Annotated in this window: 29 protein-coding genes; 21 read left to right on the top strand and 8 right to left on the bottom strand. The window is 67.1% G+C overall.

What is annotated here, in order from left to right; genetic code table 11:
• Positions 1–21 precede the first annotated feature (21 nt).
• From rplN to rplQ, 20 genes are all read left to right on the top strand, one after another.
• Positions 22–390, top strand: a complete 369-nt coding sequence (rplN, locus tag IEX05_RS12630) for a 50S ribosomal protein L14 (RefSeq protein ID WP_114118774.1) — start codon at positions 22–24, stop codon at positions 388–390.
• Between the two features lie 3 nt (positions 391–393).
• On the top strand, positions 394–765 hold the full coding sequence (gene rplX, locus IEX05_RS12625) for a 50S ribosomal protein L24 (protein ID WP_114118773.1): 372 nt from the start codon (positions 394–396) through the stop codon (positions 763–765).
• An 11-nt stretch (positions 766–776) separates the two neighbouring features.
• Positions 777–1,358 (top strand): 50S ribosomal protein L5, encoded by a 582-nt coding sequence (gene rplE, locus IEX05_RS12620; RefSeq protein ID WP_188702380.1) that lies wholly within the window; start codon positions 777–779, stop codon positions 1,356–1,358.
• Between the two features lie 151 nt (positions 1,359–1,509).
• Entirely contained in the window at positions 1,510–1,908 is a 399-nt protein-coding gene (gene rpsH, locus IEX05_RS12615; protein WP_188702378.1) for a 30S ribosomal protein S8, read from the top strand.
• A gap of 7 nt (positions 1,909–1,915) precedes the next feature.
• Positions 1,916–2,452 (top strand): 50S ribosomal protein L6, encoded by a 537-nt coding sequence (gene rplF, locus IEX05_RS12610; protein WP_188702376.1) that lies wholly within the window; start codon positions 1,916–1,918, stop codon positions 2,450–2,452.
• A 2-nt stretch (positions 2,453–2,454) separates the two neighbouring features.
• Positions 2,455–2,814, top strand: a complete 360-nt coding sequence (gene rplR, locus IEX05_RS12605; protein ID WP_114118769.1) for a 50S ribosomal protein L18 — start codon at positions 2,455–2,457, stop codon at positions 2,812–2,814.
• Positions 2,811–3,509, top strand: coding sequence for a 30S ribosomal protein S5 (rpsE, locus tag IEX05_RS12600; RefSeq protein ID WP_188702374.1), 699 nt, complete (start codon positions 2,811–2,813; stop codon positions 3,507–3,509). Before rplR ends, rpsE begins: the two co-directional genes overlap by 4 nt.
• Positions 3,509–3,694 (top strand): 50S ribosomal protein L30, encoded by a 186-nt coding sequence (gene rpmD / locus IEX05_RS12595; protein WP_114118767.1) that lies wholly within the window; start codon positions 3,509–3,511, stop codon positions 3,692–3,694. Before rpsE ends, rpmD begins: the two co-directional genes overlap by 1 nt.
• Complete coding sequence (gene rplO / locus IEX05_RS12590) at positions 3,694–4,152, top strand: 50S ribosomal protein L15 (RefSeq protein WP_188702372.1); 459 nt, start codon at positions 3,694–3,696, stop codon at positions 4,150–4,152. Before rpmD ends, rplO begins: the two co-directional genes overlap by 1 nt.
• A 120-nt stretch (positions 4,153–4,272) precedes the next feature.
• A complete protein-coding gene (gene secY, locus IEX05_RS12585) occupies positions 4,273–5,595 on the top strand; it encodes a preprotein translocase subunit SecY (RefSeq protein WP_188702370.1) in 1,323 nt (440 codons plus the stop codon).
• Entirely contained in the window at positions 5,592–6,182 is a 591-nt protein-coding gene (locus IEX05_RS12580) for an adenylate kinase (RefSeq protein WP_188702368.1), read from the top strand. Before secY ends, IEX05_RS12580 begins: the two co-directional genes overlap by 4 nt.
• Positions 6,183–6,194: 12 nt before the next feature.
• Positions 6,195–7,046, top strand: a complete 852-nt coding sequence (gene map / locus IEX05_RS12575; protein WP_188702366.1) for a type I methionyl aminopeptidase — start codon at positions 6,195–6,197, stop codon at positions 7,044–7,046.
• Positions 7,047–7,050: 4 nt separating this feature from the next.
• Positions 7,051–7,725, top strand: coding sequence for a DsbA family protein (locus IEX05_RS12570; protein ID WP_188702364.1), 675 nt, complete (start codon positions 7,051–7,053; stop codon positions 7,723–7,725).
• A 92-nt stretch (positions 7,726–7,817) separates the two neighbouring features.
• A complete protein-coding gene (locus IEX05_RS12565) occupies positions 7,818–8,528 on the top strand; it encodes a DsbA family protein (protein WP_188702362.1) in 711 nt (236 codons plus the stop codon).
• Between the two features lie 151 nt (positions 8,529–8,679).
• Positions 8,680–8,898 carry a translation initiation factor IF-1 gene (gene infA, locus IEX05_RS12560; RefSeq protein WP_188702360.1) on the top strand — a complete coding sequence of 73 codons (219 nt, stop codon included), beginning with the start codon at positions 8,680–8,682 and terminating at the stop codon, positions 8,896–8,898.
• A gap of 65 nt (positions 8,899–8,963) precedes the next feature.
• Positions 8,964–9,080, top strand: a complete 117-nt coding sequence (gene rpmJ, locus IEX05_RS12555; protein WP_114118759.1) for a 50S ribosomal protein L36 — start codon at positions 8,964–8,966, stop codon at positions 9,078–9,080.
• A gap of 140 nt (positions 9,081–9,220) precedes the next feature.
• Positions 9,221–9,592, top strand: coding sequence for a 30S ribosomal protein S13 (gene rpsM, locus IEX05_RS12550; protein ID WP_188702358.1), 372 nt, complete (start codon positions 9,221–9,223; stop codon positions 9,590–9,592).
• Positions 9,593–9,616: 24 nt separating this feature from the next.
• Entirely contained in the window at positions 9,617–10,015 is a 399-nt protein-coding gene (gene rpsK / locus IEX05_RS12545) for a 30S ribosomal protein S11 (protein WP_114118757.1), read from the top strand.
• 139 nt (positions 10,016–10,154) lie between these two features.
• Positions 10,155–11,147, top strand: a complete 993-nt coding sequence (locus IEX05_RS12540; protein ID WP_188702355.1) for a DNA-directed RNA polymerase subunit alpha — start codon at positions 10,155–10,157, stop codon at positions 11,145–11,147.
• A 36-nt stretch (positions 11,148–11,183) separates the two neighbouring features.
• Positions 11,184–11,858: a 50S ribosomal protein L17, sunset domain variant gene (rplQ, locus tag IEX05_RS12535; protein WP_188702353.1), complete on the top strand. Its 675-nt coding sequence runs from the start codon at positions 11,184–11,186 to the stop codon at positions 11,856–11,858.
• A 526-nt stretch (positions 11,859–12,384) separates the two neighbouring features.
• Here rplQ and IEX05_RS12530 read toward each other — a convergent pair.
• The 8 genes from IEX05_RS12530 to IEX05_RS12495 are packed head-to-tail and all read right to left on the bottom strand — an operon-like array spanning position 12,385 to position 20,971.
• Positions 12,385–13,272 carry a MurR/RpiR family transcriptional regulator gene (locus IEX05_RS12530; protein ID WP_188702351.1) on the bottom strand — a complete coding sequence of 296 codons (888 nt, stop codon included), beginning with the start codon at positions 13,270–13,272 and terminating at the stop codon, positions 12,385–12,387.
• A 60-nt stretch (positions 13,273–13,332) separates the two neighbouring features.
• A complete protein-coding gene (locus IEX05_RS12525; protein WP_188702349.1) occupies positions 13,333–14,262 on the bottom strand; it encodes a carbohydrate ABC transporter permease in 930 nt (309 codons plus the stop codon).
• 21 nt (positions 14,263–14,283) lie between these two features.
• On the bottom strand, positions 14,284–15,282 hold the full coding sequence (locus IEX05_RS12520; RefSeq protein ID WP_188702347.1) for a carbohydrate ABC transporter permease: 999 nt from the start codon (positions 15,280–15,282) through the stop codon (positions 14,284–14,286).
• Between the two features lie 5 nt (positions 15,283–15,287).
• Positions 15,288–16,226: a phosphodiesterase gene (locus IEX05_RS12515; protein ID WP_188702345.1), complete on the bottom strand. Its 939-nt coding sequence runs from the start codon at positions 16,224–16,226 to the stop codon at positions 15,288–15,290.
• A gap of 34 nt (positions 16,227–16,260) precedes the next feature.
• The gene (locus IEX05_RS12510) at positions 16,261–17,025 is read right to left on the bottom strand and encodes a tyrosine-protein phosphatase (RefSeq protein WP_188702343.1); all 765 of its coding nucleotides are present in this window, start codon (positions 17,023–17,025) and stop codon (positions 16,261–16,263) included.
• Between the two features lie 8 nt (positions 17,026–17,033).
• Positions 17,034–18,392: an extracellular solute-binding protein gene (locus IEX05_RS12505; protein WP_188702341.1), complete on the bottom strand. Its 1,359-nt coding sequence runs from the start codon at positions 18,390–18,392 to the stop codon at positions 17,034–17,036.
• 28 nt (positions 18,393–18,420) lie between these two features.
• Positions 18,421–19,785: an extracellular solute-binding protein gene (locus tag IEX05_RS12500; protein WP_188702340.1), complete on the bottom strand. Its 1,365-nt coding sequence runs from the start codon at positions 19,783–19,785 to the stop codon at positions 18,421–18,423.
• A 34-nt stretch (positions 19,786–19,819) separates the two neighbouring features.
• On the bottom strand, positions 19,820–20,971 hold the full coding sequence (locus tag IEX05_RS12495; RefSeq protein WP_188702339.1) for an ABC transporter ATP-binding protein: 1,152 nt from the start codon (positions 20,969–20,971) through the stop codon (positions 19,820–19,822).
• A 238-nt stretch (positions 20,972–21,209) separates the two neighbouring features.
• Between IEX05_RS12495 and IEX05_RS12490 the strand changes: the two genes are divergently transcribed.
• Entirely contained in the window at positions 21,210–22,076 is an 867-nt protein-coding gene (locus IEX05_RS12490; RefSeq protein WP_188702338.1) for a hypothetical protein, read from the top strand.
• Positions 22,077–22,104 lie beyond the last annotated feature (28 nt).

The following is a 22,104-nucleotide window of genomic DNA, read 5'->3' as shown; positions in this document are numbered from 1 at the left end:
GCTCACTTGAAGGAGTAACCAGTGATTCAGAACGAATCCCGCCTCAAGGTCGCCGACAACTCCGGCGCGAAGGAGCTGCTCACGATCCGCGTTCTCGGTGGTTCAAACCGCCGTTACGCGGGCGTGGGTGACACCATCGTCGCGACGGTCAAGGACGCGATCCCCGGCGGCAACGTGAAGAAGGGCGACGTCGTCAAGGCGGTCGTCGTCCGCACCGTCAAGCAGACGCGTCGTGAAGATGGCTCGTACATCAAGTTCGATGAGAACGCGGCCGTCATCCTGAACAACAACGGCGAGCCCCGTGGCACGCGTATCTTCGGACCGGTCGGCCGCGAGCTCCGCGACCGCAAGTTCATGAAGATCGTGTCGCTCGCCCCGGAGGTGCTGTAATTCATGGCCAAGATCAAGAAGGGTGACCTGGTTCAGGTCATCACCGGCGCTTCCCAGGAGCGTGGCGGCGACCGCGGCAAGCAGGGCAAGGTCCTGGCTGTCATCGGCAACCGCGTGATCGTTGAGGGCGTCAAGTACGTCACCAAGCACAACCGCGTCGGTCAGACGCAGCGCGGCACCAAGACCGGTGGCATCGAGACCGTCGAGGCCCCGATCCACGTGTCGAACGTCGCGATCGTCGACCCCGAGACCAAGAAGCCGACTCGCGTGGGTTACCGCGTCGAGGAGCAGGTCAAGGACGGCGTCAAGAAGACCGTGCGCATCCGCGTCGCCAAGGGTTCGGGTGCTGACATTCCCGACCCCAAGGGAAAGTAAAGGGTTAACAGATGAGCACTGAAAGTGCCGCGCAGACTGGCAAAATCCAGCCGCGCCTGAAGCAGGTCTACCGCAGCGAGATCCGCCAGAAGCTGCAGGACGAGTTCGGTTACGAGAACGTCATGCAGGTTCCGGGCCTCGTGAAGGTTGTTGTCAACACCGGTGTCGGTGAGGCAGCCCGCGACAGCAAGGTGATCGAGGGTGCGGTCGCAGACCTCACCGCCATCACCGGTCAGAAGCCCGTCGTCACCAAGGCGAAGAAGTCGATCGCTCAGTTCAAGCTGCGCGAAGGCCAGGCCATCGGCGCGCACGTCACCCTCCGCGGTGACCGCGCGTGGGAGTTCCTGGACCGACTGATCTCGCTCGCTCTTCCCCGCATCCGCGACTTCCGCGGCCTGTCGGCGAAGCAGTTCGACGGTAACGGCAACTACACCTTCGGTGTGACGGAGCAGTCGATCTTCCAGGAGATCAACCAGGACAAGATCGATCGCGTCCGCGGCTTCGACATCACCGTCGTGACCACCGCCAAGACCGACGCGGAGGGCCGTGCGCTTCTGACGCACTTCGGCTTCCCGTTCGTCAAGGAGGCCTGAGTTTCGACTCAGGGAAACCGCTGAGGATGCCGGGCTCGGTTTGACCGGGCCCGGCATCCTGGCGGACAATTGAATATTGTCTATCCACGTCGTGGAAGGTCGACTAGTCGTGTAACGGCTATCGATACCTCATGAACAAAGGAACACTCATATGACCATGACAGACCCGGTCGCAGATCTGCTGACCCGTCTGCGCAACGCGAACTCGGCGCACCACGACCAGGTGTCGCTGCCGTCGAGCAAGCTCAAGAAGAACATCGCGGCAATGCTCCAGCAGGAGGGTTACATCGCGGGCTTCGAGGAGACCGACGCTCGTGTCGGCAAGACCCTGACGATCACGCTGAAGTACGGCTCGGGCCGTGAGCGTGCGATCGCGGGCCTCAAGCGCGTGTCGAAGCCCGGTCTTCGCGTCTACGCGAAGTCGACGGAGCTCCCCAAGGTCCTCGGTGGCCTCGGCGTCGCCATCCTGTCCACCTCCAACGGTCTTCTGACGGACCGTCAGGCCGAGCAGAAGGGCGTGGGCGGAGAAGTTCTCGCCTACGTGTGGTGATCGAATAATGTCGCGTATTGGAAAGCTTCCCATTGACATCCCCGCGGGCGTGACCGTTTCGGTCGCCGACCGCGTTGTGACGGTCAAGGGCCCCAAGGGTGAGCTCTCGCTCACCGTTGCCCAGCCCATCGACGTCAAGGTCGAGGACAACCAGGTTCTGGTGACTCGTCCCGACGACGAGCGTGCGTCGCGTGCCCTGCACGGCCTGACCCGCACCCTCATCAACAACGACATCATCGGCGTGAGCCAGGGCTACTCCAAGGGCCTGGAAATCGTCGGCACCGGTTACCGCGTGCAGCAGAAGGGCCAGAGCCTCGAGCTCGCCCTCGGCTTCTCGCACCCGGTCAACGTCGAGCCGCCGGCGGGCATCACGTTCTCCGTCGAAGGCAACACCAAGATCACCGTCTCCGGCATCTCGAAGCAGGCCGTGGGCGAGTGCGCCGCGAACATTCGTAAGATCCGCAAGCCCGAGCCGTACAAGGGCAAGGGTGTGCGTTACGCCGGCGAGCAGGTCCGTCGCAAGGCCGGAAAGGCTGGTAAGTAATCATGGCTGTGAAGTCGAAGTCTGCTGCGCGTTCGCGCCGCCACGCTCGCCTTCGCAAGAAGGTCGTGGGATCCGCCGAGCGCCCGCGTCTCGTCGTGTCGCGCTCGTCGCGCCACGTCTTCGTGCAGGTCATCGACGACGCGAAGGGTCACACTGTGGCCTCGGCGTCGACCCTCGAGACCGAGCTGCGCGCCTCCGACGCCGACAAGACCGCTAAGGCACGCAAGGTCGGCGAGCTTGTCGCCGAGCGCGCGAAGGCCGCCGGTGTTGAGGCCGTCGTGTTCGACCGCGGTGGTAACCGCTACGCCGGTCGCATCGCGGCCATCGCCGATGGCGCCCGCGAAGGAGGGCTGAGCCTGTGAGTGACATCAAGGAGACCGAAGTGACCACGGAAGCCCAGGCTCCGGCCGAGGCGCAGAGCAACGAGCGTCAGGATCGCCGCGGCGGCAACGACCGCGGTGGCCGTGGCGGCCGTGGCGAGCGTCGTGGTGGCGACCGCAACAACGGTCGTGCCCAGGAGAGCCAGTACCTCGAGCGCGTTGTGACCATCAACCGCGTGTCGAAGGTCGTCAAGGGTGGTCGTCGCTTCAGCTTCACTGCTCTCGTCGTCGTCGGCGACGGTGACGGCCTCGTGGGTGTCGGTTACGGCAAGGCCCGCGAAGTGCCCCTCGCCATCTCGAAGGGTGTCGAAGAGGCCAAGCGCAACTTCTTCCGCGTTCCCCGCGTCGGCCAGACCATCCCGCACCCCGTGCAGGGTGAGGCCGCTGCCGGTGTCGTCATGCTCCGCCCGGCTTCGGCGGGTACCGGTGTTATCGCCGGTGGTCCCGTCCGCGCCGTGCTCGAGTGCGCCGGTATCCACGACGTGCTGTCGAAGTCGCTCGGCTCGTCGAACACGCTGAACATCGTGCACGCAACGGTGGCAGCCCTCAAGGAGCTCGAGGAGCCCCGTGCCGTTGCGGCGCGTCGTGGCCTCGACTTCGACCAGGTTGCACCGGCGCGTCTCGTCCGCGCGGAGGCCGAGAAGGTCGCCGCTGCTACCGCGAAGGCAGGTGCCTGATGGCCGCTCGTCTGAAGGTTACGCAGATCAAGTCCAAGGTGAGCGAGAAGCAGAACCAGCGTGACACGCTGCGCAGCCTCGGTCTCAAGCGCATCGGTGACGCGGTTGTCCGCCCCGACGACGCTCAGACCCGCGGCTACGTTCGTGCCGTTGCTCACCTCGTGAAGGTTGAGGAGATCGACTGATGGCTGAGAACACCGAGCGCCCCGCAGTGCTCAAGGCTCACCACCTCCGCCCGGTCCCCGGCGCCAACACCGCGAAGACCCGTAAGGGTCGCGGTGAGGGTTCGAAGGGTAAGACGGCCGGCCGTGGAACGAAGGGTACGCGCGCCCGCAACACCGTGCGCGTGGGCTTCGAAGGTGGCCAGATGCCGCTGCACATGCGCGCACCGAAGCTCCGTGGCTTCAAGAACCCGTTCCGCACCGAGTACCAGGTTGTGAACCTGGCCAAGCTCGCTGAGGTCTTCCCCGAGGGTGGCGACATCACCACCGACATCCTCGTGACGAATGGTCTCGTGCGGAAGAACCAGCTCGTGAAGGTCCTCGGCGATGGCGACATCTCCGTTGCCTTCACCGTGTCGGTCGACAAGGTTTCGGCTTCGGCCAAGGCCAAGATCGAGGCCGCTGGCGGTTCCGTCAAGTAACGATTCGCCCACCGCGAATCATCCGGATAGGCCCGGGAGCGACATGCTCCCGGGCCTTTTCCGTTAGTCTGGTGGATGGTGTGTTCGTGTACACGCCGAAAGTTTCTGGGAGGAACCTTCTTGTTCAGCGCCATCGCCCGGATCTTCCGTACGCCTGACCTGCGTCGCAAGATCGGCTTCACGCTCGGCATCATCGCCATCTATCGCTTCGGTGCGCACATTCCTGCGCCGTTCGTCAGCTATCCCAGCGTGCGCGAATGCCTCGATGCGACGGCCGGTGGCGGCGGACTCATGTCGATCGTCAACCTGTTCTCGGGCGGCGCTCTGCTGCAGCTCTCGATCTTCGCGCTGGGCGTGATGCCGTACATCACGGCCTCGATCATCATCCAGCTGCTGCGCGTCGTGATCCCTCACTTCGAGGCGCTGCAGAAGGAGGGTCAGGCGGGGCAGAGCAAGCTCACCCAGTACACGCGCTACCTCACGATCGCCCTCGCGCTGCTGCAGTCGACGACGCTCGTCACGGTCGCCCGCTCGGGTCAGCTCTTCGGCGTGACCGACATCGCCGCGTGCAACAACCTGCTCCTGAACAACAGCTGGCTCACCCAGGCGATGATCGTGATCACGCTGACCGCCGGTACGGGCCTCATCATGTGGTTCGCCGAGCTCGTCACCGAGCGTGGCGTCGGCAACGGCATGTCGCTGCTGATCTTCACGTCGATCGCCGCCTCGTTCCCGGGCGCTCTCGGATCCATCTGGGCCGCGAAGGGCTTCGAGATCTTCGCCCTCGTGATCCTCGTCGGCATCGTGATCATCGCGCTGATCGTCTTCGTCGAGCAGTCGCAGCGCCGCATCCCCGTGCAGTACGCCAAGCGTATGGTCGGGCGCCGCACCTACGGCGGCACGAACACGTACATCCCGATCAAGGTCAACATGGCCGGCGTGATCCCGGTCATCTTCGCCTCGTCGCTGCTGTACCTGCCGACGCTGATCGCGCAGTTCAACACCCCCAACGACGGCACGGCGCCGGCCGCGTGGGTGCAGTGGATCAACACCTACCTCGTCACGGGCGACCACCCGTTCTACATGGCGCTGTACTTCCTGCTGATCGTCGGATTCACGTACTTCTACGTCGCGATCACGTTCAACCCGGTCGAGGTCGCCGACAACATGAAGAAGTACGGCGGCTTCATCCCCGGCGTGCGCGCGGGCCGTCCCACGGCCGAGTACCTCGACTACGTGCTGACGCGCATCACGCTGCCGGGTTCGCTCTACCTGGGCCTCGTCGCCCTCATCCCGCTCATCGCGCTCAGCGCGGTCGGCGCGAACCAGAACTTCCCGTTCGGCGGCACGTCGATCCTCATCATGGTCGGTGTGGGTCTCGAGACCGTCAAGCAGATCGACGCGCAGCTTCAGCAGCGCCACTATGAAGGGCTTCTCCGATGACGACTCGTCTTCTGATCGTTGGACCGCAGGGATCCGGCAAGGGCACGCAGGGTGTGCGCGTCGCGGAGGCCTACGGGGTCCCGGTCGTCTCGACGGGCGACATCTTCCGCGCGAACATCAAGGGCGGCACGGAGCTCGGCCTCAAGGTCAAGGCCATCACCGACGCCGGGAACCTCGTTCCGGACGACGTGACCGGCGAGATCGTCAGCGATCGTCTCTCCCAGGACGATGCGGCGACGGCGGGCTTCCTGCTCGACGGCTACCCCCGCAACGCGGCCCAGGTGGCCTACCTCGACGGCTTCCTCGCCGAGTCGGGCGCGGCGCTCGACGCCGTGATCCTGCTCGACGTGCCGCGTGAGGAATCCGTCGCGCGCATCACCGAGCGCGCGAAGATCGAGGGCCGCAGCGACGACACCGAAGAGGCCGTGGCGAAGCGCCTCGACATCTACGAGTCGGAGACGGCCCCGATCGTCGACACCTATGCCGCTCGCGGGATCCTCGACCGCATCGACGGCGTCGGTTCGCTCGACGAGATCACGGCGCGCATCTTCGACGCGCTCGACGCGCGCGGTCTCGCTCGCGCCTAAGCGGATCCCCACGTGTTCCGTCGATCGGTCTATAAGAAGCCCGCGCAGCTGCGCGGGATGGTCGAGCCGGGCCTCGTGACGGCCGCGGCGCTCGACGCCGTCGAGGCGGCCATCCGCCCCGGCATCACGACGCTCGAGCTCGACGCGATCGCCGAGCGCGCCATCACCGAGCGCGGGGCGCACTCGAACTTCCAGCTCGTCGACGGCTACCACCACACCGTCTGCGTGTCGGTGAACGAGCAGGTCGTGCACGGCATCCCCGGCGGCCGCGTGCTCGAAGCCGGCGACATCGTGTCGGTCGACGCGGGCGCAGAGACCGAGGACGGCTGGAACGGCGACTCCGCGCGCACCTTCATCGTGCCGGGCGAGCCCGCGGATCCGGAGCTCGTCGCGCAGCGACGCGAGCTCTCCGAGGTGACCCGCGGATCCATGTGGGCCGGCATCGCCGCGCTCGCGTCCGCGAAGCACCTCGGCGAGGTCGGCGCGGTCATCGAGGACTACATCGAGCAGAACCCGCTCCCGTCGACGGGGCAGCCCGCCGGGATCCTGCGCGACTACGTCGGCCACGGTATCGGCCGGCAGATGCACGAGGCGCCCACGCTGTTCCACTACGCGACCCCGGGTCGCGGCGCGGAGATCAAGCCGGGCCTGTGCATCTGCGTCGAGCCGATGATGACCGCCGGAAGCGAAGAGGTCTTCATCGAGGACGACGACTGGACGATCACGACGGTCGACGGTTCGCAGGGCGCCCACTGGGAGCACTCCGTCGCGGTTCACGCCGACGGCATCTGGGTGCTCACCGCCGAAGACGGGGGAGCGGCGGGCCTGGCGCCCTTCGGCGTGACCCCGGTTCCGATTCCCTGAGATCATGGCCAACTCCGCAAACAAGAGCCTCTTCGCGATGATCATCGCGGTCGTCGCCGTCATCGCCGTCACGGTCGTCGCCGTGCTCGTCTACCTGATGAACCGCGACGCCACTGTCGAGGTCGAGGCGCCCGATATCGCGGTCGTCGACCAGCAGTCCGGTGCGATCGTCGTCGGATCCTCGGAGCACGTGCTCGAGACGTACGTCGACTTCATGTGCCCCTTCTGCGGCGAGTTCGAGCGCAGCTGGGGTCCCTCGATCGCCGAGGCGGTCGAGGACGGATCCATCGAGCTGCACGTCTACCCGGTCGGCTTCCTCGACCCGCAGTCGGACGGCACCGACTACTCGAGCCGCGCCGCGAGCTCGCTGTACTGCCTCGCCGACGAGGATCCGGATGCGGTCCTGCCCTACATGGCGTCACTCTTCGCGGACCAGCCGAGCGAGGGATCCCCGGGCCTCTCGGACGAGGAGCTGCTCGCGCACGCCGCGGATGCGGGGGTGTCTTCCGGATCCTTCCAGGAGTGCGTGCGCGCGCAGACGCACAAGGAGCTGATCTCTCAGCTGAACGGCACCGTGCCGGTGAACCCGGCGACGGGCAGCCGCGGGATCCCCACGATCCTGCTCGACGGTGAGCGCATCGAGTACACTGACGGGCCGGGCGTTCTGGACAGTCTGTGATGTTTTCAGCTCACGCATACGGCTTCTTCACCCTCGGCGGGCAAGCTGAGTGGCGGAGTCCCTTCCTCACATCCTGATCCGGAGAACCTTCCATGGCAGCAGCAGCCAAGAACCGCAGCCTCTTCGCGGTGATCATCTCTATCGTCGTCGTGGTTGCGGTCATCGCCGTCGCGGTGCTCGTCTACATGATGAACAAGCAGGCTACGGCCCCCGCCGCGGCACCCACCTCGGCGAACGGCGAGACCGCCGCCGTGACCATCAACCAGGAGACCGGCGCGATCGAGGTCGGATCGGGCGACCAGACCGTCACCGAGTACATCGACTTCATCTGCCCCGTCTGCAACTCGGCGCACTCCGCGTACGACGAGAAGCTGACCGAGCTGATCGCGAACGACACGATCACCTTCGAGATCATCCCGACGAACCTGCTCGACAACTACTCGCAAGGAACGAAGTACTCCTCGCGCGCCGCATCGGCCGCGTACTGCGTCGCCGAGAACGACCCCGACGCGTTCTACCCCTTCATGGACCTGCTCTTCGACAACCAGCCCGCGGAGAACACCGAGGGTCTGCCGAACGACGAGCTCGTCTCGCTCGCCGAGCGCGCCGGTGCGACGAACTCGGAGACATGCATCACCGACGAGAAGTACACCGACTTCGCCGCCGAGCAGACTACGAAGATGCCGATCATGCCGGGTGCCACGGGCCGCGCCACCCCGACGATCCTCGTCAACGGCGAATTCGTGAGCGTCGCCTCGACCGGCTTTAACGCCGAGAACGACCTCGTCGCCAACCTCGACTGATAGCACATACGCGACACGCCCAACTTGTTACACGCGGGCGTGTCGCGTATGATTGCTCTTTGGTGTCTTGTGCCTGCGTTCTCGCGTGCACGGAACGCCTTCCATCCAACTACCGCAGACCGGCTGGTCTGCACAGAAGGTTAGCGAATTTATGGCTAAAGACGGTGTCATCGAGATCGAAGGCACGGTGATCGAATCTCTCCCCAACGCGATGTTCCGCGTTGAGCTGACGAACGGTCACAAGGTGCTCGCCACGATCTCCGGAAAGATGCGACAGAACTACATCCGCATCATCCCGGAGGACCGTGTCGTTGTGGAGCTCAGTCCCTACGACCTCACTCGAGGACGCATCGTCTACCGCTACCGCTGATCGGCCCAGCCGAGAAGTAACGGCTCGCGCATCCGCGAGTACGAAGACAGCGCATAAGGAACATCATGAAGGTTCAGCCCTCCGTCAAGCCCATCTGTGACCAGTGCAAGACGATCCGTCGTCACGGCGTGGTCATGGTCATCTGCAAGTCGAACCCGCGCCACAAGCAGCGCCAGGGCTAAGACTTCCCCTCGTTCTGAGGGAAGGTTTGACAACTCAACAGTTTGGCAGGATCAGAACTCGCTCACGCGGGGGACACTTCGGGGTGGAGGCCCGGACACCGATCCTGCTCCATACCTCCACTTATCTACAGGAGAATCGCATGGCACGTCTTGCCGGCGTTGACATCCCGCGCGACAAGCGCGTGGTGATCGCACTCACGTACATCTACGGTGTCGGCCGTACCCGTTCGGTCGAGATCCTCGCCAACACGGGCATCGACCAGAGCATCCGTGTGAAGGACCTCACCGACGACCAGCTCGTGGCGCTTCGCGACGCGATCGACGCCTACAAGGTTGAGGGTGACCTCCGCCGCGAGGTTGCCGCTGACATCCGTCGCAAGGTCGAAATCGGCTCGTACCAGGGTATCCGCCACCGCCGCGGCCTTCCCGTGCACGGCCAGCGCACCAAGACCAACGCGCGCACCCGCAAGGGCCCGAAGCGCACGGTCGCTGGTAAGAAGAAGGCTCGCTAAGGCGTAAGGGTTTAGGAGAACACCATGGCTACACCGAAGAGCGCCGCGCGCAAGCCGCGCCGCAAGGAGAAGAAGAACGTCGCGCTGGGCCAGGCCCACATCAAGTCGACGTTCAACAACACGATCGTTTCGATCACCGACCCCTCGGGCGCCGTCCTGAGCTGGGCTTCGTCGGGTGGCGTGGGCTTCAAGGGCTCGCGCAAGTCGACCCCCTACGCCGCTGGTATGGCCGCCGAGTCGGCCGCCCGCCAGGCGCAGGACCACGGTGTCAAGAAGGTCGACGTTTTCGTCAAGGGTCCGGGTTCGGGCCGTGAGACCGCGATCCGTTCGCTGCAGGCCGCCGGCCTCGAGGTCGGTTCGATCTCGGACGTGACGCCGCAGGCCCACAACGGCTGCCGTCCGCCGAAGCGCCGCCGCGTCTGAGTACGCTTCTGCCGGGGTGAGCCCCTCGCTCACCCCGGCAACTCGTCGTTCCAACTGCGCGTCCGCGCGCAGGTCTCACAATTCACAGACCTCATTCACAAGTGTCATATAGCGGGCACTTGATCGAAAGGAACACATAGTGCTCATCGCACAGCGTCCGACCCTCACCGAGGAGAAGCTCTCCGAGTCGCGGAGCCGCTTCGTTATCGAACCGCTCGAGCCCGGCTTCGGATACACGATCGGCAACTCGCTGCGCCGCAGCCTGCTGTCGTCGATCCCCGGTGCCGCCGTCACGAGCATCCGCATCGACGGCGTCCTGCACGAGTTCAGCACGATCCCCGGTGTCCTCGAGGACGTCACGCAGATCATCCTGAACGTCAAGAAGCTCGTCGTGTCGAGCGAGCGTGACGAGCCCATCACCGCGTACCTGCGCAAGACGGGTGCCGGCGAGGTCACGGCGGCCGACATCTCGGCTCCCGCGGGCGTCGAGGTGCACAACCCCGAGCTCGTCATCGCCACGCTCAACGAGGACGCGAAGTTCGAGCTCGAGATCACGATCGAGCGCGGTCGCGGCTACGTCTCGGCTGGCCAGAACCGCAACGAGTACGCCGAGGCCGGTCAGATTCCGATCGACTCGATCTACTCGCCCGTCGTGAAGGTCGCGTACCGCGTCGAGGCGACTCGCGCCGGTGAGCGTACGGACTTCGACAAGCTGATCATCGACGTCGAGACGAAGCCTTCGATGCTTCCCCGCGACGCCGTTGCATCCGCCGGTCGCACGCTCGTCGAGCTGTTCGGTCTCGCGCGCGAGCTGAACGAAGAGGCCGAGGGCATCGAGATCGGACCCGCGCCGGTCGCCGAGGTCCTCACGACCGAGCTTTCGATGCCGATCGAAGACCTCGACCTCTCGGTTCGCTCGTACAACTGCCTCAAGCGTGAGGGAATCAACACGGTCAGCGAGCTCGTCGCCCTCTCGGAGACGCAGCTCATGAACATCCGCAATTTCGGACAGAAGTCGGTGGACGAGGTGCGCGACAAGCTCATCTCGCTCGGTCTGTCGTTGAAGGATTCGGTCCCCGGTTTCGAGGGAACGAACTTCTACGCCGGATACGAGAACGACGAGACGCTCTGATCCATCCTTAACTGTTCGATACAGGAGTATTGAGAAATGCCTAAGCCCACGAAGGGTGCCCGCCTCGGTGGCGGTGCCGCACACGAGCGCCTGATCCTCGCGAACCTCGCGTCGGCGCTGTTCATCAACAAGTCGATCAAGACGACCGAGGCTCGCGCGAAGCGCCTGCGTCCCGTCGCCGAGCGCCTTGTCACGTTCGCGAAGCGCGGCGACCTCGCCTCGCGTCGCCGCGCCCTCGCGGTGCTGCGTAACAAGGAAGCCGTGCACGTTCTCTTCACCGAGATCGCGCCGCTCGTCGCCGACCGTCAGGGCGGCTACACCCGCATCGTCAAGATCGGCTTCCGCAAGGGTGACAACGCCCCCATGGGTGTCATCGAGCTCGTTCTCGAGCCCGTGACCCCCAAGGTCAAGGCCGAGAAGACCGAGACCGCGGCTCCCGCTGCTGAGGCGCCCGCCGCCGAGGTCGTCGAGGAGGCCACCGAGGTCGAGGCCGCCGAGACCGAGGCCCCCGAGGCCGAGGCCACCGCCGACGAGGCTGCCGACTCGGCCGCCCCGCTCGAGGACGGTTCGGCTCCCGAGGGTTTCGACGTCAAGGGTAAGAACTCGACCAAGAAGTTCTACGCCCCCGGCGACGCTGGCTACGCCAACGTCAAGGCAGACATCTACTTCGCATCCGTCGAGGCCGCTGAGGCCGCCGGCTACGCCAAGTAAGTCGCTGCCGAAGCGCCCCGCCCTCCCTCGGGAGGCGGGGCGCTTCGCTGTGCCCGGGGCGGGGTGACGGGGTGCCGCGCCCCGTGCCGTGTGCGCGGTCGCTCCGCGGCCCCTTCCGCGGCCTCGCGTGCCCCTTGGGCGGCTTCGCGTGTCCCCCCGCCCGCGAGATCGCACCGATTTCTCGAGGTCGCATCAATTTCGGTGCGACTTCGCGAAAAGAATGCGATCTCGCGGCGAGGTGGAAGCACGTCGTCGCGGGGGAGGCGGGGCACGTCGTCGCGGGGTGGGGATTCGGGAGGGGCGCGCCCGGGGTGGCGCCGATTTCGCCTCGCGCGTTATCCTGCGTATTATTGTTGCTTGCGCCTCCGGTCGTCTGGAAAAGTCGGACGGACGCGCGTATGGCAAGTTGCTCACTTGCCACCAGCGGGAAGCGAAGGCCCCGACCTGAATCAGGTCGGGGCCTTCGCCGTGTTGCACCCTTCGCTCAGGCGCGTGAACGGCCGATCACGGCGCCGTGCGTGCCCCGCTAGGCGTCCGTGTCGGGGACGTCGTCGTCGGTGGCGCCGATGCTCATCATCTCGCCCTGTGCGGCGCGGCGGGCGCGGGCGCTGTCTTCCGACATGCGGCGCGACACCTCCATCTGCAGCGCCGAGAGCAGCAAAACTTGGATGAGGTTTCCGGCGAGGGCGCCGCTCGACCACGCCTGCGTGCGGGCGCCGCCGATGAGCATGAGGTCGGAGTGCTCGGCGAGCGGCGCGCGAGCGAAGCTCGTCACGCCGATGACGGTGGCGCCCGCCTCGTGGGCGGCCGCGGCGGCGGCGAGGGTCGCCGAGTTGGCGCCGCTCTCGCTCACCGCCAGGCACACGTCGCCGGGCTGGAGCACGCTCGCGGTCAGCTGCTGCACGATCCCGTCGGCAGGCGCCTCGCACGAGCGTCCGTCGATGATGAACTTCACCGCGACGGCCTGCGCCGAGGGCGCCGAGGCACCGGTGGAGACGATGAGCAGCCGCCTCGTGGTCGCGATCGCCTCGACGGCGGCCTCGAAGGACTCGGCGTCGACGCTCGAGAGGGATCCGCGCACCATGTCGGCCGCGCGCTCGGACAGAGCCTGCAGGCGGCCCGCGGTGCCCTCCGGCAGCTCGCTCTCCCGCTGCGCCCTGGCGCCGAGGTCGCGCACCAGCAGAAGCCGCAGATGCTGGAAGCCGCGGAAGCCCATCGCCTGGCAGGCGCGGCTCACGGTGGCCGGTGAGGTCTCGGTGCGGGCGGCGAGGTCGGCGCCCGACATGTCGATCACCTGATCCGGCGACTCCGCGCACATTCTCGCGACGCGCTGCTCGCTCGGCAGCAGATCGGGCAGCATCGCCAGCACGTGATCAATGGTCTCGCCGATTCCCGGCTCGATGATTGCCCCCATGTCTCGATGTCTATCACACGACCGTTGCGCGGCAGAAAATCGGGCTCCGCCCGGCGGGGCTCACTTGAGTCCCGACCGGACGAAGGCCGCTACGACGTGCTTCTGTAGCACGATGTAGATAAGGAAGACGGGCAGGCAGGCGACGCCGGCGGCCGCCATGACGGCGCCCCAGTTGTTGCCCTCCGCCGTGAGGAACGACCGGATTCCGACCTGGATGAGCGCATCCGACTGACGCAGGATCAGCGAGGGCCACAGGTAGTCGTTCCACGCCGAGATGAACAGCATGATCGCGAGCGCCGCGAGCGCGGGCCGCATGTTCGGCACCACGACCTGCCACAGCGAGCGCCAGGATCCGCGCCCGTCGATCTTCGCGGCGTCGAGCAGCTCGCCGGGGAAGGCGCGCATGTGCTGCATGAGCATGAGCACGCCAAAGGCCGAGACGAGGTTCGGTACGACGACGCCCGCGATGGTGTTCAGCAGCCCCATCTGCGACACCAGCAGGTAGTTCGGGATCATCGTGATCTGGAACGGCACGAGCCAGGATCCGACGAAGAGGAACTGGGCGACGTTCTTTCCGATGAAGTCGAAGCGGGCGAACGCGTAAGCGGCGAGCACCGAGGTGACGAGCTGGAACACCGTGAGCACGAGCGCCATCGTCAGCGTGTTCGCGATCATGCCGACGAGCGGCAGCCGCGCGAACACATCGATGAAGTTCTGCACGCTGAACGGCCAGGGGATCGGGCTCTGCGAGAGCTGATCCTCGGGTCGGCGGAACGCCGTGGCGAACAACCAGTACACGGGGAACACGCTGAACAGGGCGACGAGGGCGAGCACGATGTGTCCCGTCGCCACGCCGCCCGAGCGGCGCGCGCCCACCGGCAGATCCGAGTCGCTGCCGCGGCGGGTGCCGGCGAGCACGGGCGCCGCGGCGGACGTGCGCTGCGCGGCGAGCTCGTCGGCGGGGGCGGAGGAGTCGATGACGAATGCCATGAGATGCCTTTCGATCCGACGTCAGTCGTCGTAGAAGCTGAACTTCTCGGTCAGCCGGAGGTAGATCATCGCGATCGCGCCGAACACGAGGAAGAAGAGCACACCGGCGGCGCTCGACAGGCCCGAGTCGAAGTTCTGGAAACCGAACTGATACAGGATGTAGTAGATGTTCGTGGTGCTGTTCGAGGGGCCGCCCTTGGTCAGCACGTCGATCATCGGGTAGGTCCACTGCGCGGCCAGGAGCACCGTCATCAACCCGAGGAAGACGAGGGTGGGGGAGAGCAGCGGAAGGGTGATCCGGCGGATGACCGTGAGGGGGCCCGCCCCGTCGAGGCCCGCGGCCTGTGCGTACTCGGGGCTGATGCCCGCCATGCCCGCGGAGACGACGAGCACGCCGAAGCCGAGCATCTGCCAGCCGACCATCACGACGATCGCCCAGAGGGCCATCGAGGGGTCGCGGAACACGTTTCCGATGTCGGCGCCGAAGTACGACATGACGGTCGGGATCGTGCCGCCGTTCGGTGCGAACAGCCATCGCCACACGGCGGCCGTCGCGACGGGCGTCAGGAGGTAGGGAACGAAGATGAGTGCCTGGTAGAAGGTCTTCCAGCGCCCGCGGACGTGCTGAGAGAGCAGCGCGATGATCAGCGGCAGCACGAGCGAGAATACCGCGAACGCCACCGTGTAGAGCACCGTGTTGCCCACGGCCCGCTGCATCTCGGGCAGCGTCACGACCTCGACGAAGTTCTCCAGACCGACGAACTCGCGGGGCGAGGTCGGCAGCAGGTTCCAGTCGTAGACCGACAGTTCGAACGTCTGCGCCAGGGGCCAGTAGGTCCACAGCAGCAGCATCGCCAGGGCGGGCAGCAGATAGAGGTACGGGGCGATTCCCCGGCGGCGGCGCCGCGCGGGGCGCGTGGAGCGCCGCCCCGCGCGGCCGGCGGGGGCGACCGGATCCGCCGGCGCGGGGATCCGCGCGGGAGCCGGCGCCTCCGGCCGTTCCAGAACCGGGGTGAACATGCCGCTCATCCAGCCGAGGGCGCGGATCCGACGAGCGCGTCCGCGTCTTCGGTGCGCGAGGCGGCGTCGACCATCTGCGCCTGCTCGTCGGCCGACTTCGCCATGAACGCCTCGAGGATCTCGGGGGTCATCTCGTAGACCGTCGGGTGCGCGCCGATCGGCACGACGGTGTGCAGCACCCGGTCGTCGTAGACGTGCACGAGGTTGTATCCCTGGGCGCCGTCCATGCCGCGCGCGCCGGGGAAAACGACCTGCAGGTCCTGCGTGTAGCACGTGGCGCTCGCGACCGAGACGGGCACGCCCCCGGCGAAGGTCGACGTCGTGCTGTAGTGCAGGTGGCCGCCCAGCACGCCGCGCACGTCCGTTCCGGCGACGACATCGGCGAAGCGCTGCTGGTCCTTCAGCTCCACGAGCGAGATCAGCCCGAGAGGGCTGGGGATCGGCGGGTGGTGCAGTCCGATGAGGGTGCCGTGCTCGGCCGGGGTCGCGAGCTCGCCCGCGAGCCAGTCGAGCTGCTCGTCGCTCAGCTCGCCGTGGTGGTGGCCGGGGACCGTCGAGTCGAGGGCGATGAGGCGCAGGCCCTTGATGTCGAAGACGCGGTCGACGCTCTCCTGGGTGGGCTCGAGGTCGAGCAGGCCGCGGCGGAACTCGGGCCGGGCGTCGTGGTTGCCCATGATCCAGATGAGCTCGGCGCCGTACTGCTCGCAGACGGGCTCGACGATCGCGCGCAGGCGGGCGTACGCCTCGGGCTGGCCGGCGTCGGCGAGGTCGCCCGTGAAGACGAGCGCGTCGGGCGTGATCGACGAGGCGCGCAGGCCCTCGAACAGGCGGACGAGGTTCGCGTCGGAGTCGATCTTTTCGTGCAGGAGCGCGTCGTCCTCCACGAAGTGGGTGTCAGAGATGTGCAGGATGGTGTGGCTGGGGGCCGGGAACTGGGGGTTCATGAGGATCCTTTGCGATCAGAGAGGAGAGAGGCCGTCAGGCGGACAGGAGAAGGGCGCGAAGCGCCTCGAGGTCGGACGCGGTGAGGCCGTGGGCGCTCAGGTAGGCGGCGCCGCCGCCGTGCTCGGCATCGACGCGCTCGAGCACGGCGCGGATGAGCGGCGCGGGGCTCTGCGTCGTGATCCCGACGATGTCGACGCCCGCCTGCTCCATGGCACGGAGGTCGTGGCCGGCGAGCATGCGCTCGGCCCACTCGCCCGCGAGGTTCGCGGCCGTCGCGGCGTAGTCGGCGATGATCGCCTCGCGTTCGGCGCCGACGGCGTCGAGGATCAGCGCGGCGAGCACGCCGGTGCGGTCCTTGCCCGCGGTGCAGTGGAACACGACGGATCCTTCGGCGCGGGCGATGTGCCGCGCCGCCAGCGCGAACTGCGCGCCTCGGGTGCCGACCATGACGTCGTAGATGCGCTCGAGATCGAGCATCTCCGCCTGGTCGACCTGGCGGTCGGGGGCGGCCTCGTCGAAGATCGGCACGTGCACGATCGCGATCGGGGTGCCGTCGATCGCGCTCGGCATCTGGTCGAGTTCGGCCTGGCGGCGCAGGTCGACGAGCGTCGTGACGCCCAGCTCGGCGAGGCTGCCGCGGCCCGCGTCGTCGAGCGTGTGGAAGGCGTCGGAACGGTAGACCCGGCCCGTGGCGGTGGATCCGCCGTCGCGCAGTGGGATGCCGCCGAGATCGCGGAAGTTGTAGGTTCCGGCGACGGGCAGTGCCGGGTTGGCGGTGAGGGCGGTGTCGATGGTCATTGCTTTCCTTATTTCTCGATGAGCGCCTGGGCGCGTTCTGCTGCCTCCGGCAGCGTGTCGGCGGCGTCCTTGCCCTGGAAGATGGCGTCCTGGATCGCGACGTCGAGCAGGCGGTCGACCTCCTGGAACTGGTCGCCGGGGTAGGCCTTCGTCGCGACGAGGCGGTCGAGCTGGTCGAGGTTCGGCTGCACGAGCGGGTTGGCCTGCACCCAGTCGTAGAGCGGACCGCCCTCTTCGGTCATGGTCTTGCGCAGCGGCAGGTAGCCGATCTGCGTCGTGATGACCTCGTACGCCTCGGCCGAGGTCATGAACTTCATGAACTCCCACGCTGCCGCGCGCTTCTTCGGATCCTGCGCGAACATGACGAGCGCCGAGCCCGAGTTCGTCGGCTGCGCCTCCTGCTCGCCGAACTGCGGCATCTCGCTCGTGCTGAGCGTCCAGCCGTTCGCGTCGGCGCCCTGCATGAAGCTGGACTGCAGGGCCGAGGTCGTGAGCTGGAAGGCGGCCGTGTCGCCGCGGGAGAACGACTCGTACTGCGTCATCTCCTCCTCGTTCGACAGGATGCCGCCGGCGTACATGCCCTGGAAGACCTCGACGGTGTCGATCGCCTCCGCGGATCCGAACTCGATCGTCGAGCGGTCGTCCGAGAGCACGTCGGCGCCGTTCGAGAAGAACAGTCCCTGCATGCACCAGCTGCCGCCGGTGACGATGCACGGCACATTGATCGAGGGGTTGCCCGTCTTCGCGGTGACCTGCTCGGCGAGCGCCGAGACCGAGTCCCAGGTGGAGTAGTCGGCCGTCGCCGGATCGATACCGGCCGATTCCAGCACCGTCTCGTTGATCCACAGCACGGGGGTCGAGAACACGTACGGCAGGCCCGTGGCCGAGCCGTCGATGTCGGCGAGCACTCGGGCGCGCTCGTGGAAGGGGTAGTCGCCGCCGAAGTGTTCGTCGAGAGCCTCCTGACCGACGAGCTCCGTGAGGTTCGCCGCCTGCAGGTCGGTCTGTGCGAAGTCGAGCTGGCCGAAGCCGAGCTGTCCGACGTCGGGCGGGGATCCCGCGAGCACCTGCTGCTGGATCGACGAGACGATGTTGGCCGTGTCGACGCCCTGGCCCGTCACGGTGATGTTCGGGTGCTCCTTCTCGAACGCCGCGATGAGGCCCTCGATGGCCTCGGTCCACGGACCGGCGCTGTTGAGGTTGTATGACTCGAAGACGATCTCGACCGTTTCGTCGGACGAGAGCTCGGCGAGGGATCCGCCGGAGTCGGCTCCGACCGCGGAGCCGCTCGTCACGCAGCCGGTCAGACCGACGGCCGATAGGGCGAGCACGGAGAGCGCGAGGCTGCGCGTGAGGGTGGTGTTCATGGTCGCTTTCCTGATGGGGTGGAACCGGTCAGTCCTGGATGAGCGCCTGCGCGCGTTCGGCGGTCGCCGGCAGTTCGGTGGCGGCGTCCTTGCCGTTGAAGACGGAGTCTTCGATGGCGACGGCGAGCAGGCGATCGACCTCGGCGTACTGGTCGCCCGGGTAGGAGACCCACGGTGAGAGGCGGTCGAGCTGCTCGAGGTTCGGCTGCACGAGCGGGTTCGCCTGCACCCATTCGGCGAGGGGCCCGTCGCCCTCGGTCATCGTCGAGCGCAGCGGCAGGTAGCCGATGCCCGTGGTGATGGCCTCGTACGCCTCCGGCGAGGTCATGAACGTCATGAACTCCCACGCGGCTGCCTGCTTCTGGGGATCCTGCGCGTACATCACGAGGGCGGATCCGGAGTTGGTGGGCACGGCCTCGCGCTCGCCGAACTGGGGGAGCACGGCGGCGTCGAGCTCCCAGCCGTTCGCCTCGGCGCCCTGCATGTAGGTGGCCTGGAGTGCCGAGGTGTTGACGTGGAAGGCGATCGCGTCGCCGCGGGCGAAGCTCTCGTAGCTCGCGTTCGTGTCGGTGTTCTCGAGCAGGCCGTCCTCGTACATCCGGGCGAAGGTGTCGACCGTCTCGACGGCCTCGTCGGATCCGAATTCGATGCTCGAGCGATCCTCGGAGAGCACGCGCGCGCCGCCCGAGAGGAACATCGACTGCATGCACCAGTTGCCGCCCGTGAGCACGCAGGTGTTCGAGACGGAGGGCTTGCCGGTGTGTTCGGTGACCTGCGCGGCCAGCTCGGCGACCGCGTCCCACGTGGAGATGTCCATGGTGTCCGGATCGATGCCCGCGTCTTCCAGCAGCGTCCGGTTGAACCAGAACACCGGGGTGGAGAAGACGTAGGGCAGGCCGTACGTCGCCCCGTCGATGTCGGCGAGCACGCGGGCGCGCTCGTGATACGGGTACTCTCCGCCGAAGTGCTCGTCGAGCTTGTCCTGCCCGACGACCTCGGTGAGATTGGCCCCGTTCAGGGATTCGGCGGAGAACGACATGGTGTCGAAGGTCATCTGGCCGACGTCCGGCGGGTCGCCCGCGAGCACCTGCTGCTGGATCGATGCGGCGGTGCTCGCCGAATCGATGCCCTGGCCGGTCACGACGATGTTGGGGTGCTCGGCGTTGAACTGCTCGATGAGGCCCTGAATGGTGTCGCCCCAGATTCCCTGGCCCGACAGGTTGTACGACTCGAACACGATCTCGACGTGCTCGTCGGCCGTGAGCTCGGGCAGGGCACCGCTCGGTGCGGATCCGGGGGCTGCGCCGGCGGTCGCGCATCCGGAGATGACGAGGGCGGCGGAGCCGGCGAGGGCCACAACGGTGGCGAGGCGGCGGAGGGGGCGAACGCGCATGTGGGGTGACTTCCTGTGCGGGGAACGGCGTCGGTCAGTAGGTGAGCGCGGGGTCGGCGGAGGCCTCGACCGCGTCGGTGGGGTCGGGCTGCCATTCGAGGCGGCGGCCCGTGGCGGCGTCGAAGATGTGCAGGTGGGCCAGGTCGAGGCCGACGCGCACGATGTCGCCTACACGGATGTCGCCGGTGCGTGCGCCGCGGACGCACACGTCGGCGTCGGCGGCCTTGCCGTAGACGATGGTCTCGTGGCCGAGCTGCTCGACGCTCGCGACCTGGATGGCGAGCTCGATGTCGCCGCGCTCGCCGTGGCCCAGCACGCGCATGTGCTCGGGGCGGGCGCCGATGAGGGCCTCGAACTCGTCGACGCGGCCATCCCAGAGGTCCGCGGCGAAGTCGGCGCCGATGAGGCGCACGACGCCGTCGATGTCGGTGATCCGCGCGGGCAAGAGGTTCATGGCGGGTGAACCGATGAAGGTCGCGACGAAGGTGGAGGCCGGGCGGTCGTAGACGTCCAGCGGCGTGCCCACCTGTTCGATGCGGCCCTTGTTGAGCACCACGATCTTCGTGGCCATCGTCATCGCCTCGACCTGGTCGTGGGTGACGTAGACGAAGGTCGCGCCGAGGCGCTGGTGGAGCGCGCTGAGCTCCTGACGCGTCTGCGTCCGCAGGGCCGCATCCAGGTTCGACAGCGGCTCGTCCATGAGGAACGCCTTGGGCTCGCGCACGAGCGCACGCCCCACGGCGACGCGCTGCCGCTGACCGCCCGAGAGGGCCTTCGGCAGGCGGTCGAGCAGGTGGCCGATGTCGAGCGCGGCCGCGACCTCCTCGATGCGCGCGCGACGCTGCGCCTTGTCGAGCGTGACGCCGGTGTGCTTGTGCGCCTGCGTGAGCGGAAACTCGAGGTTCCGGTACACGCTCAGGTGCGGGTAGAGCGCGTAGCTCTGGAACACCATCGCAATGTCGCGATCCTTCGACGGGCGGTCGGTGATGTCGACGCCGTCGATTGCAATCGCGCCCGCGGTGGGCTCGAGAAGCCCCGCGAGCATGCGCAGAAGAGTGGTCTTGCCGCAGCCGGATGGGCCGAGCAAGACGCAGAACTCGCCGTCCGCGATCTCGAGATCGACCGCGTCGACCGCCACCGTGCCCTTGAACGACCGGGCGAGGCCGGTGATGGAAATGGCTCCCATGTTTCACCCCTGTTATCGGAAATGGGCCGCAAGGAAGCGGCTTTCACAAGGAGTGTGTTTGTGGAACGTGAATTCGCGGTGTCTCCGAAACGAACGCTCGGCGAGGCGTGTGTGAACGGCTGGCTCGGCGCCGACGCTCTCGCGTGCGCGCGCTGAGCGGGCCCGCCGCGTTACCAAGAGTTATCCACAGAACCCCTGATCCGGAGTCTTCGCGCCCCGCAAGTGGAATGATGAAGGCATGTCGTCATCACCGAAGTCAGACATCCCGCGGCTCCTCAAGGGAGTGATGTGGGTCGCCATCGTGGCCCTCATCGCCGGCGCCCTCATCTGCGTCTACTGGGTGCTGTTCACGCCCAGCGGCGACATCATCCCGCGAGCGTTCACGACGATCCTGCTGCTCGCCGGTTTCGCCGGCGTCGCCCTGGGTGACTCCTACCTCGCGCACAACCGCCCCGCGTGGGTGGTTCCGGCGAGCATGGCCGCGTGGGTCCTGATCCTGCTGGCGGGTCTTGCGCTGATCTGGGTGCCGAACGACGCATTCGACCTCAGTTACGGCTTCGGCGGCGCGCTGAAGTTCTGGAACTTCGTGCTTGTCATCATCTACGTGCAGCTGGCGCTCGTGCACCAGCGGATCATGTGGCGCGCCCACGCGCGCTACGTGACGGTCTTCACGCGGGCGCTGATGCTCGCGACGACGGGCTTCGTGCTGGCGCTGCTCGCGACCGCGATCGTGCCGCTCGTTCTTCCGGGTGACTACCCGCCGCTCTACGGCCGTGTCATGGTGGCGCTCGCGATTCTCGCCGCCGTTGGTACGGCGCTCGTGCCGCTCGTGACGGCCATGTTCGCCCCGCGCACCCCGCGGCCGCGACGCGCGCCCGCCGCAGCGACCGCCGCCGACGGGCGGCCGCTGCTGCCCTGGCCGACGTACGGTGACGGCGTGACGCCGCTGCCGATGCTCGACAACGGCCAGCCCGACTTCGACGCACAGCGAACGGGCGTGCCCTCGCCGGGCGCCCGCGCCTTCGGCCCCCAGGCGACCCCGCCCGCACCGCACCGTCCGGGCCCGCAGGATCCCGCCGCGGGCGCGCCCCGCCCGCCCCTGTGAGCCGGCGCGCGTGCGCGGGGAGTGAGTG

Source organism: Microbacterium nanhaiense, from assembly GCF_014646015.1.
Classification (GTDB): Bacteria; Actinomycetota; Actinomycetes; order Actinomycetales; family Microbacteriaceae; genus Microbacterium; species Microbacterium nanhaiense.
Note: the sequence above shows the minus strand (reverse complement) of the source record. Positions and strands in the feature narration are given on the sequence as shown.

What these genes read in the sequence shown, in the direction of transcription:
- rplX (WP_114118773.1), top strand. Translation starts at nt 394, where the DNA reads ATGGCCAAGATCAAGAAGGGTGACCTGGTTCAGGTCATCACCGGCGCT.
- rplE (WP_188702380.1), top strand. Translation starts at nt 777, where the DNA reads ATGAGCACTGAAAGTGCCGCGCAGACTGGCAAAATCCAGCCGCGCCTG.
- rpsH (WP_188702378.1), top strand. Translation starts at nt 1,510, where the DNA reads ATGACCATGACAGACCCGGTCGCAGATCTGCTGACCCGTCTGCGCAAC.
- rplF (WP_188702376.1), top strand. Translation starts at nt 1,916, where the DNA reads ATGTCGCGTATTGGAAAGCTTCCCATTGACATCCCCGCGGGCGTGACC.
- rplR (WP_114118769.1), top strand. Translation starts at nt 2,455, where the DNA reads ATGGCTGTGAAGTCGAAGTCTGCTGCGCGTTCGCGCCGCCACGCTCGC.
- rpmD (WP_114118767.1), top strand. Translation starts at nt 3,509, where the DNA reads ATGGCCGCTCGTCTGAAGGTTACGCAGATCAAGTCCAAGGTGAGCGAG.
- rplO (WP_188702372.1), top strand. Translation starts at nt 3,694, where the DNA reads ATGGCTGAGAACACCGAGCGCCCCGCAGTGCTCAAGGCTCACCACCTC.
- IEX05_RS12580 (WP_188702368.1), top strand. Translation starts at nt 5,592, where the DNA reads ATGACGACTCGTCTTCTGATCGTTGGACCGCAGGGATCCGGCAAGGGC.
- IEX05_RS12570 (WP_188702364.1), top strand. Translation starts at nt 7,051, where the DNA reads ATGGCCAACTCCGCAAACAAGAGCCTCTTCGCGATGATCATCGCGGTC.
- IEX05_RS12565 (WP_188702362.1), top strand. Translation starts at nt 7,818, where the DNA reads ATGGCAGCAGCAGCCAAGAACCGCAGCCTCTTCGCGGTGATCATCTCT.
- infA (WP_188702360.1), top strand. Translation starts at nt 8,680, where the DNA reads ATGGCTAAAGACGGTGTCATCGAGATCGAAGGCACGGTGATCGAATCT.
- rpmJ (WP_114118759.1), top strand. Translation starts at nt 8,964, where the DNA reads ATGAAGGTTCAGCCCTCCGTCAAGCCCATCTGTGACCAGTGCAAGACG.
- rpsM (WP_188702358.1), top strand. Translation starts at nt 9,221, where the DNA reads ATGGCACGTCTTGCCGGCGTTGACATCCCGCGCGACAAGCGCGTGGTG.
- rpsK (WP_114118757.1), top strand. Translation starts at nt 9,617, where the DNA reads ATGGCTACACCGAAGAGCGCCGCGCGCAAGCCGCGCCGCAAGGAGAAG.
- rplQ (WP_188702353.1), top strand. Translation starts at nt 11,184, where the DNA reads ATGCCTAAGCCCACGAAGGGTGCCCGCCTCGGTGGCGGTGCCGCACAC.
- IEX05_RS12530 (WP_188702351.1), bottom strand. Translation starts at nt 13,272, where the DNA reads ATGGGGGCAATCATCGAGCCGGGAATCGGCGAGACCATTGATCACGTG.
- IEX05_RS12525 (WP_188702349.1), bottom strand. Translation starts at nt 14,262, where the DNA reads ATGGCATTCGTCATCGACTCCTCCGCCCCCGCCGACGAGCTCGCCGCG.
- IEX05_RS12520 (WP_188702347.1), bottom strand. Translation starts at nt 15,282, where the DNA reads ATGTTCACCCCGGTTCTGGAACGGCCGGAGGCGCCGGCTCCCGCGCGG.
- IEX05_RS12515 (WP_188702345.1), bottom strand. Translation starts at nt 16,226, where the DNA reads ATGAACCCCCAGTTCCCGGCCCCCAGCCACACCATCCTGCACATCTCT.
- IEX05_RS12510 (WP_188702343.1), bottom strand. Translation starts at nt 17,025, where the DNA reads ATGACCATCGACACCGCCCTCACCGCCAACCCGGCACTGCCCGTCGCC.
- IEX05_RS12505 (WP_188702341.1), bottom strand. Translation starts at nt 18,392, where the DNA reads ATGAACACCACCCTCACGCGCAGCCTCGCGCTCTCCGTGCTCGCCCTA.
- IEX05_RS12500 (WP_188702340.1), bottom strand. Translation starts at nt 19,785, where the DNA reads ATGCGCGTTCGCCCCCTCCGCCGCCTCGCCACCGTTGTGGCCCTCGCC.
- IEX05_RS12495 (WP_188702339.1), bottom strand. Translation starts at nt 20,971, where the DNA reads ATGGGAGCCATTTCCATCACCGGCCTCGCCCGGTCGTTCAAGGGCACG.
- IEX05_RS12490 (WP_188702338.1), top strand. Translation starts at nt 21,210, where the DNA reads ATGTCGTCATCACCGAAGTCAGACATCCCGCGGCTCCTCAAGGGAGTG.